Source organism: Hymenobacter humi, from assembly GCF_042665855.1.
Taxonomy (GTDB): domain Bacteria; phylum Bacteroidota; class Bacteroidia; order Cytophagales; family Hymenobacteraceae; genus Hymenobacter; species Hymenobacter humi.
In genome coordinates, this window is the sequence record NZ_JBHTEK010000001.1 from 2,909,502 (window position 1) to 2,919,828 (window position 10,327).

Annotated in this window: 16 protein-coding genes; 5 read left to right on the forward strand and 11 right to left on the reverse strand. The window is 62.0% G+C overall.

The features are described 5' to 3' along the window. Nucleotides 1–154 precede the first annotated feature (154 nt). The gene (locus tag ACFQT0_RS16380) at nt 155–1,768 is read left to right on the forward strand and encodes a hypothetical protein (RefSeq protein ID WP_380204312.1); all 1,614 of its coding nucleotides are present in this window, start codon (nt 155–157) and stop codon (nt 1,766–1,768) included. On the opposite strand, the gene ACFQT0_RS16385 is transcribed toward ACFQT0_RS16380, so the two are convergent. The 3 genes from ACFQT0_RS16385 to ACFQT0_RS16395 form a co-directional block, all read right to left on the reverse strand. Continuing rightward, nucleotides 1,765–2,208 (reverse strand): hypothetical protein, encoded by a 444-nt coding sequence (locus ACFQT0_RS16385; protein WP_380204313.1) that lies wholly within the window; start codon nt 2,206–2,208, stop codon nt 1,765–1,767. The genes ACFQT0_RS16380 and ACFQT0_RS16385 overlap by 4 nt on opposite strands. Further along, the gene (locus ACFQT0_RS16390; protein WP_380204314.1) at nt 2,181–2,477 is read right to left on the reverse strand and encodes a hypothetical protein; all 297 of its coding nucleotides are present in this window, start codon (nt 2,475–2,477) and stop codon (nt 2,181–2,183) included. The genes ACFQT0_RS16385 and ACFQT0_RS16390 overlap by 28 nt, the downstream gene beginning before the upstream one ends. 88 nt (nt 2,478–2,565) lie before the next feature. Beyond that, nucleotides 2,566–3,075, reverse strand: coding sequence for a pyridoxamine 5'-phosphate oxidase family protein (locus ACFQT0_RS16395; protein WP_380204315.1), 510 nt, complete (start codon nt 3,073–3,075; stop codon nt 2,566–2,568). A gap of 116 nt (nt 3,076–3,191) precedes the next feature. On the opposite strand from ACFQT0_RS16395, the gene ACFQT0_RS16400 reads away from it, so the two are divergent. After that, nucleotides 3,192–3,794 (forward strand): acyl carrier protein phosphodiesterase, encoded by a 603-nt coding sequence (locus tag ACFQT0_RS16400; RefSeq protein WP_380204316.1) that lies wholly within the window; start codon nt 3,192–3,194, stop codon nt 3,792–3,794. 253 nt (nt 3,795–4,047) lie between these two features. Here ACFQT0_RS16400 and ACFQT0_RS16405 read toward each other — a convergent pair whose 3' ends face one another. Further along, on the reverse strand, nt 4,048–4,269 hold the full coding sequence (locus ACFQT0_RS16405) for a hypothetical protein (protein WP_380204317.1): 222 nt from the start codon (nt 4,267–4,269) through the stop codon (nt 4,048–4,050). A gap of 1 nt (nt 4,270) precedes the next feature. After that, nucleotides 4,271–4,561, reverse strand: a complete 291-nt coding sequence (locus ACFQT0_RS16410; RefSeq protein ID WP_380204318.1) for a hypothetical protein — start codon at nt 4,559–4,561, stop codon at nt 4,271–4,273. A 286-nt stretch (nt 4,562–4,847) separates the two neighbouring features. On the opposite strand from ACFQT0_RS16410, the gene ACFQT0_RS16415 reads away from it, so the two are divergent. Together ACFQT0_RS16415 and ACFQT0_RS16420 are read left to right on the forward strand one after the other, a co-directional pair. Then, entirely contained in the window at nt 4,848–5,426 is a 579-nt protein-coding gene (locus ACFQT0_RS16415) for a porin (protein ID WP_380204319.1), read from the forward strand. A 20-nt stretch (nt 5,427–5,446) separates the two neighbouring features. Further along, a complete protein-coding gene (locus tag ACFQT0_RS16420; protein WP_380204320.1) occupies nt 5,447–5,956 on the forward strand; it encodes a porin in 510 nt (169 codons plus the stop codon). Nucleotides 5,957–6,159: 203 nt separating this feature from the next. Here the strand turns inward: ACFQT0_RS16420 and ACFQT0_RS16425 are convergent, their stop codons facing one another. The 6 genes from ACFQT0_RS16425 to ACFQT0_RS16450 all read right to left on the reverse strand — a co-directional run bounded on the left by ACFQT0_RS16425 (nt 6,160) and on the right by ACFQT0_RS16450 (nt 9,791). Next, nucleotides 6,160–6,435, reverse strand: coding sequence for a C-terminal helicase domain-containing protein (locus ACFQT0_RS16425; protein WP_380204321.1), 276 nt, complete (start codon nt 6,433–6,435; stop codon nt 6,160–6,162). After that, on the reverse strand, nt 6,417–8,150 hold the full coding sequence (locus ACFQT0_RS16430; protein ID WP_380204322.1) for an AAA domain-containing protein: 1,734 nt from the start codon (nt 8,148–8,150) through the stop codon (nt 6,417–6,419). The genes ACFQT0_RS16425 and ACFQT0_RS16430 overlap by 19 nt, the downstream gene beginning before the upstream one ends. Nucleotides 8,151–8,230: 80 nt before the next feature. After that, nucleotides 8,231–8,746, reverse strand: coding sequence for a hypothetical protein (locus ACFQT0_RS16435; protein ID WP_380204323.1), 516 nt, complete (start codon nt 8,744–8,746; stop codon nt 8,231–8,233). A gap of 36 nt (nt 8,747–8,782) precedes the next feature. After that, on the reverse strand, nt 8,783–9,061 hold the full coding sequence (locus tag ACFQT0_RS16440; protein ID WP_380204324.1) for an Imm51 family immunity protein: 279 nt from the start codon (nt 9,059–9,061) through the stop codon (nt 8,783–8,785). Nucleotides 9,062–9,156: 95 nt separating this feature from the next. Beyond that, nucleotides 9,157–9,501, reverse strand: a complete 345-nt coding sequence (locus ACFQT0_RS16445) for a hypothetical protein (protein WP_380204325.1) — start codon at nt 9,499–9,501, stop codon at nt 9,157–9,159. Next, nucleotides 9,447–9,791 (reverse strand): hypothetical protein, encoded by a 345-nt coding sequence (locus tag ACFQT0_RS16450; protein ID WP_380204326.1) that lies wholly within the window; start codon nt 9,789–9,791, stop codon nt 9,447–9,449. Before ACFQT0_RS16450 ends, ACFQT0_RS16445 begins: the two co-directional genes overlap by 55 nt. Before the next feature lie 209 nt (nt 9,792–10,000). Here ACFQT0_RS16450 and ACFQT0_RS16455 point away from each other — a divergent pair, with 209 nt between their 5' ends. After that, nucleotides 10,001–10,261 carry a hypothetical protein gene (locus tag ACFQT0_RS16455; RefSeq protein WP_380204327.1) on the forward strand — a complete coding sequence of 87 codons (261 nt, stop codon included), beginning with the start codon at nt 10,001–10,003 and terminating at the stop codon, nt 10,259–10,261. Nucleotides 10,262–10,327 lie beyond the last annotated feature (66 nt).

Below are 10,327 nucleotides of genomic sequence, written 5' to 3' on the forward strand. Positions count from 1 at the left end.
CAGGAATGAGCCTTTAACGGATGCGCGCCGTAAAGGTCGGGCTAATGGGCACGAGTGCATAACCGCGCCGCCCTGGTTTGCGGTATACCTTCTTCGTTAATTCCGGCAGCTAGCTGGCCCGATGGCCCTATCTGCCCGGTGCTTTTATCCCCCTATGCCCAGGTTGCTTACACTTGCCTCGTGCGTTTTTGGCAGCCTGGGGTGGGCCGCAGCCGTACTGGCGGCTGGCGGCTGCACCACTCCCGCGCCTGCCGCTTCGGCAGCCTCGCAGTGGTCGCCCGATTCGAGCACGGTGCTGCGGGCAGCCGGCCCGCAATACGCTCGCGGGAAAGTGTGGCGCTTTTTCTTTGGCAAGCATTACCGCGATGTGTGGGCCCTGCCCGTGACGGCGCCGGTGCTGCGCCTGGCTACGGCCCAGCCCGGTGGCCTGGGGCCCTTGCAGGCGGGCGGCAGCTATCAAAGCAAAACCCTGCGCCTGTGCGCAATCAATGGCCAGGAATACGTGCTCCGCTCCGTGGATAAGGACGCCAGCGCGGCCCTGCCGGCCGGCTGGAGACGCCGCGCGCTGGGGCCCCTGATGAAAGACCAGACCAGTGCGGCCCAGCCCTACGGCGCCTACGTGGCCGCCCAGGCGGCCGAGGCCGCGGGCGTGCTGCACACCAACCCGCGCCTGGTGTACGTGCCTCAGGATTCGGCCCTGGGCAAGTTCCAGACGCGGTTTGCCGATGCGCTCTACCTGCTAGAGGAGCGGCCCGATGGCAACCAGACGGCGGTGGCCAGCTTCGGACATTCGCCCCGGGTGGTGAGCACGGCCCATATGCTGGCCGACATCCGCAGGCAGCCCCGGGCGCGGGTGGTGGCGCGCGCGTATCTGCGGGCCCGCCTGCTCGACATGTGGCTCGGCGACTGGAGCCGGCGCGAGGACCAGTGGCGCTGGGCCAGCTTTCCGCAGCCGGACGGAGCCACCACGTACCGGCCCATTCCCCGGGACCGCGACCAGGCCTTTTTCTCTTCGACGATGGCCTCATTACGCGGCTGGTTTCGTGGTTTGTGCCCAAGTACCACAGCTTTCACGCCACCATTCGGCCCCGTACCGTCGACGGCCTCAGCACCACCGCCCGCACCCTCGACCGCACCTTGCTCAGCAACCTCAGCGCCGAGGATTTCCGGCAGGAAGCCGATTCGCTCCGGCTTCGACTCACCGATGCGGCCATTGCCCAGGCCCTCGCCGCCACCCCCGCGGAGGCCCGGGCCCTCGTGGCGGGCAAGTTTGAGCCCTGCTGCGCGCCCGGCGCGAGCAGCGCCCGCGGTGGCGCAGCGGTACTATAAAGTCCTGGCCGGCGAAAGCTGGTGCGTGGGCACCGACCGGCCCGAGCGGTTTGAGCTGAGCGCGGCCGACCCCGGCCGCTTGCGCGTGCGCACCTTCGCCATTCGGCCCAACCTGGCCGATAGCCTCATCTCCGAGCGGCAGTACAACCGCCGCGATACCTACCAGCTGAACGTGTACGGCCTGGCCGGCAACGACGTATTTGAGCTGAAAGCGCCCCTAAAATCCGGTATCGAAGTGCATATTTTCGACGGCGACGGCCAGGACCGGCTCCTGAACCACGCCACCTCGGCCACCGACGTCAGGAACGTGACTTGGCACAGCAGCTCCGACGGCAACACCAGCGCCAACAACCTGGGCGTTAAAATTGAGCCAAACGCCGAGGCCCAGCTCACCGCCAACTACCTGGGCTGGCTGCGGCGCTACAACCTCAACGACTAGCCCGGCAGCAGCAGGCCTGCCAGCGGGTTGTGGCCGTCGAGCGTGCCGGTGCTGCCCAGCACCTGAAAGCGCGCAAACAGCTCTTCGGCGTACCAGTTTTCGCTTCGGGTGAGCTGGATAACTTCCCGGTGGCGCACATCGCGGTAGGCATACTGCTGCATGGCTTGAGCGGATTCCCATACGCTGAACGTGGCTTGCCGCACCAGCGGCAGCTCGCCCAGCCCGATGGCCGCGCGCACGCCGCCGGCCTGGGCCAGCGCCGCGCTGGTGGGCTCCACGTACTGCCAGAACCGGGGCGTTTTGCGCAGCCTGATGCTGGCGCGCGTGAGCACGGCCACGGGCCCCACAGCGGCCGTGGGGGCATCGGCCGGGTAGTCGAAGGGCGTTTTGCCATCCCACAGGCCCTGCGATTTCAGGGGAGCCAGCTCCACGGTCCACATTTCGGCACTGCGCTGCTGGTAGGTGGCCCACAGCGGGTGCTGTGCAAAAAGGCTAAGGCGGCGGCAGCATCGTCCCACACGCCCATGAAGCCGTAGCGGTTGAGATTGGGCCAAAACCCGAAGCCGTTGTGAGCCCCGCTGCCCAGCAGCTTGAAAAACCGCAGCCCCGGCACCCGCTGCAGCGGGCCAGGCGACGTGCCCATCTGGGCCAGGCCCCAGCGCTGGTTACCGGGCTTGAGGGTGAAAACCGTAAGGGTGGTGTGGGGCATGCGGGGAGGAAGCAGAGCGGTGGCGGGTTGCTAGCAACAAAAAAAGGCCAGAATTGCTTCTGGCCTTTCTCCGTTCTTACAAGTTGAGCTATTTCGGGATGACCACCGACTGGCGGTCGGGGCCGGGCTGGTCGCGCTCGCCGGTGAGCGCGGCTTTGGCGTAGGTGTAGGCCCGGAGCAGGGTGGAGTTGGGCGAATCCCAGTACTCGCCCTTGTCGATGGTGACCTTGAGCAGGGCAATGTTGGGGTCGTCGGAGCCTTTGGGGAACCAGCCGCGCAGGCCTTCGCTCCAGAGCTCCTTGATTTTGGCGCGGTCCGTCACTACCTGGGCCGTGCCCGTAATGGCCACGTACAGGTTGTCGTCGGGGTTGGAATAGCCGAGGTTGATGTGGCGGTCCTGCGCTACTTCGCCCACTTTCTGCGAGTCGCGCTCGGTGAAAAACCACAGCGTGCCATCGGCTTCGGGCTGGTGCGTGTACATGGGCCGCGAGTGGAGCTCAGTGCCATTCTCGATGGTGGTCATCATGGCAATTTTGATGTCCTTGATTTTTTCGACGAGCTTTGATACGTCGTGGCTTACGGCAACTTGGTCGGCCATGGGAATAAGGTGTTAAGGATGAGTATAACAGAAAGAAAGAGCTTGCTTTACGTTCTCAGCCGCTCAGTTGTTCGCTATCGCCGGGACTATCCGGCCCTTTGCCGGTTGCAATTGCCATGAACTTTCTGGCCCACCTTTTTCTGTCCGGCACCCCCGGCTCGGCGGTTTACTCCGACGTGCTGCTGGGTAATTTCATCGCCGACTCGGTGCCCGGCAAGCAGCTCGATAACTACGCTGCCGCTGTGCAGGCCGGCATTCGGCTTCACCGAGCCATCGACACCTTTACCGACCAGCACCCCGTGGTACGGCGCGCCACCCAGCGCCTGCGGGCCGCCGGCTACGGCAAGTACGCCGGCGTGATTTCCGACATGTTTCTGGACCACTTCTTAGCCCGGTATTTTGCCAATTTCACCCCCGAAAACCTGGCTGATTTTGCCCAGCGCGTGTATGCCCTGCTCACGGCCCGCCAGGGCGAGATGCCCGCCCGCGTGCAGCACTTTTTGCCCTACATGACCCAGCACAATTGGCTGCTGAGCTACGCCGATATGGAGAGCATTACCCGCGCCCTGGGCGGCCTTAGCCGCCGTGCGTCGCCCGGGTCAGGCATGGAAACAGCGGTGGTAGAGCTGCGCGCCAACTACGAGGCGTACGAAGCTGATTTCCGGGAATTCTTCCCGCAGCTGCAGGCCCACGTGGCGGAAATGCTGGGTGGGGAGTAGAAAGCAGCGTCTTGATGGGCTGAGCGGGGAACCTCACCCCCGTCCCCTCTCCAAAAGAGGGGAGCCACGGCACAAGGTCCAGCTCAATTCTTAAAAACAGAAAGCCCCGGCTCAATATTGACCCGGGGCTTTTTGCTTTCAGCTTTGCGTTAGGCTCCCCTCTCTTTTGGAGAGGGGCCGGGGTGAGGTGCCTCTGCACCACATGACGTTTCATGCCAGCTGCCGGATTGAGCTGATTTTAATTGAGCTGATTTTAGTGCTGGTGGCCGCCTTCGCCGTGCACGTGGCCGTGGGCCAGCTCTTCGGCCGTGGCGTCGCGCACGTCCTGTACTTTGCCGGCGAAATGCATTACCATGCCCGCTAGCGGGTGGTTGAAGTCCATTTTCACGGCCGTGTCGCCGATGCTTATCACTTTGGCCTGCATGTGGTTGCCCTCGTTATCGGCCATGGGCAGGAAGTTGCCCTCCTGCAGCATTTCATCGTCGAGCTTGCCGTCGATGAGGAAAACTTCTTTGGGGATTTCGACCAGGGCCTGCTCGTCGTACTCGCCGTAAGCCTGCTCGGGCGTGAGGCTGAACTGGAAGGCATCGCCGGGGTTTTTGCCGTTGGTGGGCTTCGAACTCCTCGGGCAGGCCGCTGTGGCCGAAGAGAAATACCATGGGGGAATCAGCTTCGGCCGACTCGACCAGTACTTTTTCCTGGTTTTCGTCGGTCACGCTGAGGTCGTAGGTGATGGTGACGACTTTGTTATCGCTGATGGCGGCCATAAAGAAAGGTGCGGCCGGCAAAACCGGCCTGGGGAATGGGAGAGAAGATAAATTTCAGGCAAGGTAAGTACGTAAATTCAGGGGCAAGGGCCGACGGCGGAGCTGCTTTTCCCCGGGACAAGGCCCACCAACTGTAACTCAACCGCGTAGGCAGCATTTGGCCGGCGGGAGAGCAGTGGACTTCGTCTACCGCCTACGCCCGTGCGAAGGGGTAACTTTGACGTAACACTGGGCATATCCGGAGCACCACCTTAAATGCGTCATTTTGCGGCAGCATTACGATTTCATGAAGAAAGTATTAACCGCGCTGCTGCTGCTGCTGGCGGCGGGGCACGCCCACTCCCAGGTGCCCGATTCGGCGGCCCCGGCACCCCCGGCAGCCAAAAAGTGGTTTGAAACCTTTGCGATTCGGGGCTATGTGCAGGCGCGCTACAACCGCCTGCTCGAAACCAATCCGGACCTAAACTGCGAGCAGTGCGACCGGTCGTGGGGCCGAAATGGTGGGATTTCGCTGCGGCGGGTTCGGATAGTTTTCTATGGGCAGCTGCACGAGCGGGTGTATTTCTACATCCAGCCCGACTTTGCCAGTGCCCCCAGCGGCAGCACCTCGCTGCAGTTTGGCCAGCTGCGTGACGCCTACTTTGACCTGGGCCTGGACAAAGCCAGCCAGTTTCGCCTCCGGCTGGGGCAAAGCAAAATCCCGTTTGGCTTCGAAAACATGCAGTCGAGCCAAAACCGCTTGCCCCTCGACCGCAACGACGCCCTAAACAGCGCCCTCTCCAACGAACGGGACCTGGGCGCCTTCCTGTACTGGGCCCCCACGGCCGTGCGTCAGCGCTTCGCCATGCTGGTAAAGAAGGCCTGAAAGGGTCGGGCGACTACGGCGTGGTGGGCCTGGGCGTCTTCAACGGCCAAACCGCTAACCGGCCCGAACTCAACGACCAGCAGCACGTGGTGGCCCGCGTGACCTATCCGCTGGCCCTGGGCAAGCACATCATCGAGCCCGGCCTGCAGGCGTACTCGGGCAACTACGTGATGCCCACCGACCTGCTCTCAGCCGGCGTAAAAGTCAGGCCCGACCGGAGCTACCGCGACCAGCGCGTGGCGGCCACGTTCGTGCTGTACCCGCAGCCCTTTGGCGTGCAGGCCGAGTACAATATCGGCCGGGGCCCCGAATTCAACCCCAGCACCAACACCATCGAGACCAAATCCCTCACCGGCGGCTACGTGTTGCTCAACTACCGGCTGCGTTTTGCGCACCATCAGCTTTACCCATTTCTAAGGGCCCAGTATTACGACGGTGGCAAAAAGCACGAGCGCGACGCCCGCAGCTACACCGTGCGCGAGGCCGAGCTTGGGCTGGAATGGCAGCCGGTGAGCAGCTTCGAGTGGTGACCATGTACACGCTGTCGTCGCGCCGCTTCGAGGATTTTCAAAAGCCCGACAACAAGCAGCGGGGCGGCTTGCTGCGCCTGCAGGCCCAGATTAATTTTTAGCGCACTTTTGCTACGCACAAACCAAAGAGCCTGCTTGCTGCAGGCTCTTTTGGTTTGCATGAATTTCTGATTCGTTGGCGGATTCGTCTCCGACAGGCCCGGTTAATCCTGCAGCTCCCAGGCCGTGCGGTAGCCGCCGATGCGCTCCACATACTCCAGCAGGCTCTTGAAAAACGGGTTCGAGCTCAGCGTGGAGGAGTCGCCCACGAGCAGCAGCTTGCGCCGCGCGCGGGTCATGCCCACGTTCATGCGGCGGATGTCGGACAGGAAGCCGATTTCGCCGTGGTTGTTGCTGCGGGTGAGGCTGATGGCAATTATGTCGCGCTCCTGGCCCTGGAAGGAGTCCACGGTGCCCACGCTCAGCATGCGGTGGGCCATGAGGCCGTTGAGCCTCGTCGTTTTCCTCGATGGCGTCCTTCAAATAGTTGATTTGGGCGCGGTAGGGGGCAATGACGCCGATGGTGAGCAAGTCTTCCTCGTGGTCGGCCTGGTCGTAGGGTTCCAGCAGGCTGGGCCAGGCGCTTGAGCAGCAGGTCGGCTTCTTCGGGGTTGGCGGTGGAGCGGCTTTCCGGGATGGTGATTTCCTGGAAGCCGAAGCCGGCCGTGTCGAGAAACTCTACGGGCAGGTCGGGGGCGAAGCGCAGGTCGTAGTCGGGCAGGTCGGCGTGGCGCACGGTGGCGTGGGCCTCCAGCTTGCCGTCGTAGAACTGCTCGGAGCTGAACTCCATGATTTGCTCGTGCATGCGATACTGCACCGTGAGCATGCGGGCCGTGTGGGGCTGGCGCTTGATGCACTTCTCAAACAGGGTTTCGCGCAGGCCGTCACGGGCGGCCTTCTCGCTTTTCACAGTGGGCGGCAGGCGGTGGTGGTCGCCGGCCAGCACCACGCGCTTGGCCTTCGAAATCGGAATCCAGCAGCCCGGCTCCAGGGCCTGCGCCGCCTCGTCGATGAACACCGTTTCGTAGGTCAGGTGGCGGATGTTGCGGTTGCTGGCGCCCACCAGCGTGCAAGTAATTACCTGCACCTGCTCGAGCAAATCCTCGGTGATGTAGCGTTCCAGGTCGTCGGCTTGCTGGAATAGCAGGCGCGCTTCTTCCTTGAGGTGCTTGCGCTGCTGCTGTTCTTCGTAGCCGAAGTTGCGCACGTACTTGCCGGCCATGTCGCGGTATTGGTCGGCCGTTTGGCGCATCGAGCGCATCTCGTTGTAGCTCTTGTGGGCCATCACCTGGGCATCCAGGGTGTGCTCCAGCAGGAGGTCCGATACCCGCGAGGGGTTGCCCATGCGGATGACGTTGACGCCCCGCTCGGCCAGCTTTTCGGTGAGCAGGTCCACGGCCGTGTTGCTGGGCGCGCACACCAGCACGCGCCGCTCGCGCCGGATGGTTTCCAGAATAACCTGCACCAGCGTGGTGGTTTTGCCGGTGCCGGGCGGGCCGTGGATGATGGCCACGTCCTGGGCCGCCATCACGTGGCGCACGGCAGCTAGCTGCGATTCGTTGAGCGGGCTGGGGTAGAACAAATCGGATGCTTTTTCCTCGCGGAAGCGGGCTTCCTTGGCGCCCAGCAGCACGTCGCGCAGCTCGGCCAGGCGGTCGCCGTACGCGCCCATTACCTTGCCCAGGGCATAGTCCATCTCCCGGTAGCTCACCTCGTCAAACGTGAGGTCGATGCCCAGCTTGCCGCCTTCGAGTACCCAGTCGGGCAGGTCTTCTTTGGTGGTGGCCAGCAGCAGCTTGTTGCGCCGCACGCTGGTAATTACGCCGCTGAGCGTGGGCCGGTCGGTAGCCGAGCGGCCGGGGACGTTGCCAAACAGCGAGGCGTTTTTGCCCACCTGAAACAGGTGCAGGCCCTGCTGTCCGGCGGGGCGCTCGAGCTCCAGCACCACTTTGCCGCCAAAGCCGATGTCCTCCTTCGTGATGGTGACGGGGTACCAGGTCAGGCCGCGCTGTTGGCGCTCGGCAATACTGGCCTTGGCGTTTTTAATCTTGAATTGCTCCAGGTCTTCCTTTTGCTCCAGCTGCATGAGGGCCTGGGTGTGGCGCAGCTCTTTTTCGAGGGCGTAAGGGTCGGTGGGGATGAATACTTCTGACAAAAGAATACGGATTGATTTCGTTGACTAGCTAACAACGAAAACGGGAAATGAGTGGCCGAAAACCGGCAGAAAGTCGCCTATTACTCTAAAGGCAGGAATTCGGGCAAAATATAAAAGTCGACCCGAATGGAATCACCTGACTTCACCTGCAATGGGGGAGCAAAAGACCTGAGAAACCCAACCCAGGAAACCCACACCTTATGACGTCCGGATGGTACCACCTGGCTATAAGAACCGGTAGAATCGGCAAATAAGACCGTCTTATCGATTGAGACGGTGGCAGGTAATGGCGTTAAGCGTCCGTCGTGCTCAATAGCATTAACTATTCCCAATATAATGGCGTCTTGGGTGGGCTTTGTTTGCCTTAAACGGGTCACCGTGGCGGGCGGGCCAACCCAGTTCGTCCGCTTCATCTGGGGGGCGTGGCTGCGGTTATATTCTCCCTCTAGTTGCTTGACCTGAGCGTAATTCAGCACTTGCACGGTTTGCTGGCTACGGCAGCCGATTATGCTTCCAACGAACAGCAGGAGTCCGGCCACAGTGAAACTCCGCGCCATCATGGTCTCATCATTGGTATGAAAGCGCTGAGGATGCATATAAAGCCGGAATGGAGTGAATGGCTTTAGTATTTGCTAAGTAAAAAAGTCGCCTGGGTCCGTCTGGCTCAAGTACTTCTGCAAGCGGGGCAAGGTGCCAAAAAACGGCAGCACGCAGGCCAGAAACTGGTCGGCCACGGCTTGGTTGGGAGCGTAGGCCACAAACGTGAGGCCGCCGGGTTCAAACTCCAGCTCCTCCAGCAGCTCGGGCTGGTGCTCTTCGATGATGGTTTCGATGTGCTCCACCCAGGATTCGGCCGTCCCGCCAAAGCCGTAGTTTTGGAAGAGGACGTAATACTCTTCCAGCCCGGCCACATCGGCGAAAATGGCCGCTGGCGCTCGGGCGGAGTGGGAGCCGGCAGCGGGGCTATCTGGAAGGGAAAAAGAGAGGCCATGCCGCGAAAGTACGCCTACTTGCGCCGCCACAAAGCCACTATCAGCCCCACGCTGAGCACGGCCAGTACGGCAATCAGGCCGTCGCGTACCAGGTAGCCGTCCTTTACTTCCTTTACTTCGGCTTCGAGGTCGCGCTGCTTGGCGAGCTGCTGTTTCTCGCGCTGGTGCAGGTTTTCGGTTTCGTTTTGCAGCTCGGCGAGGCGTTGGGCCGTTAGGTTGCGGTCGTCGCGGCCGGTGCTTTCGAGGTGGGTGGTGGTAGCGGCGAGGCGCACCGAAGTGGTTTGGGCTTTGCGGGCGGTCTGGTTTAGCACGTCCACGATTTGCTGGTCTTTGTCGACGATGCCCTGCAGGGCGTCCACCACCTCCTGGAGGTCCTTTTGGAGGGCTTGTTGCCGAACAGGCTGTGGCGCTGGGCGCTGGCATCGGCATAGCGGCGCGTGAGCACCGACCGCTCGCGCAGGAGGCGGGGCAGGCGGCTGTCGATGGTGGTTGAGTCTGACTGAGCTAATGCGGGCGAAATTGAGCTGAAGCATAAGGTCCCGAGGAGCGCAAGGGCCGAGATATAGCGGGATTTAGCAGTAGCCGGCGTTCTTTGTGCTGCTGAAAGGAGGGAGGGCATGGAGGCAATCATCTTTAACTTACTGGTCATGAGAAAATATACATGGCTCCTCGTCGGAGCTGTTGGGCTGCTGGCGGGCGGCTGCGGCACCGGCCGCAAAACGCCTGCCCTGTACGGCAGCAGCGCACTGCCCTCCGTAACGAACGAAGATGCAAACACTACGGTGTTGCCCTTCGTGATTCGGGAAGTGAGTGCCGACGAAACTTACGGCTACACCACCCAAAATCCTGTGCGGGTAGGTGGCGGCCGCTCAGCTGGTGCCCGCAATCAGCCTGCGCTACCTCAATGCCCTGAAAGGGCCGCAAGGCCAGGTCGTTACATACGAGCGGCAGGCCAGCTGCTGCCCGTTCAAAACTCGCCGCGGCGTGGTGGATAATACCGGCATGCTCGACGTGTACGCGGTTACTTGGGAAGGTAAAACTACGCCGGTTACCCTTTACATCAACATGTACCGCGGCGGCCGGCTGCTGGCTCCGCAGGGCTTTACGGCGGCCCGGTAGTTCCGAAATAATTAGGAAATGGTGCTCCCGAACCTATTACTTTTATAGGTACTGCCGCCGAATTTC

What these genes read in the sequence shown, in the direction of transcription:
- ACFQT0_RS16380 (WP_380204312.1), top strand. Translation starts at nt 155, where the DNA reads ATGCCCAGGTTGCTTACACTTGCCTCGTGCGTTTTTGGCAGCCTGGGG.
- ACFQT0_RS16385 (WP_380204313.1), bottom strand. Translation starts at nt 2,208, where the DNA reads ATGTGGACCGTGGAGCTGGCTCCCCTGAAATCGCAGGGCCTGTGGGAT.
- ACFQT0_RS16390 (WP_380204314.1), bottom strand. Translation starts at nt 2,477, where the DNA reads ATGCCCCACACCACCCTTACGGTTTTCACCCTCAAGCCCGGTAACCAG.
- ACFQT0_RS16395 (WP_380204315.1), bottom strand. Translation starts at nt 3,075, where the DNA reads ATGGCCGACCAAGTTGCCGTAAGCCACGACGTATCAAAGCTCGTCGAA.
- ACFQT0_RS16400 (WP_380204316.1), top strand. Translation starts at nt 3,192, where the DNA reads ATGAACTTTCTGGCCCACCTTTTTCTGTCCGGCACCCCCGGCTCGGCG.
- ACFQT0_RS16405 (WP_380204317.1), bottom strand. Translation starts at nt 4,269, where the DNA reads ATGCTGCAGGAGGGCAACTTCCTGCCCATGGCCGATAACGAGGGCAAC.
- ACFQT0_RS16410 (WP_380204318.1), bottom strand. Translation starts at nt 4,561, where the DNA reads ATGGCCGCCATCAGCGATAACAAAGTCGTCACCATCACCTACGACCTC.
- ACFQT0_RS16415 (WP_380204319.1), top strand. Translation starts at nt 4,848, where the DNA reads ATGAAGAAAGTATTAACCGCGCTGCTGCTGCTGCTGGCGGCGGGGCAC.
- ACFQT0_RS16425 (WP_380204321.1), bottom strand. Translation starts at nt 6,435, where the DNA reads ATGGCCCACCGCATGCTGAGCGTGGGCACCGTGGACTCCTTCCAGGGC.
- ACFQT0_RS16435 (WP_380204323.1), bottom strand. Translation starts at nt 8,746, where the DNA reads ATGCATCCTCAGCGCTTTCATACCAATGATGAGACCATGATGGCGCGG.
- ACFQT0_RS16450 (WP_380204326.1), bottom strand. Translation starts at nt 9,791, where the DNA reads ATGACCAGTAAGTTAAAGATGATTGCCTCCATGCCCTCCCTCCTTTCA.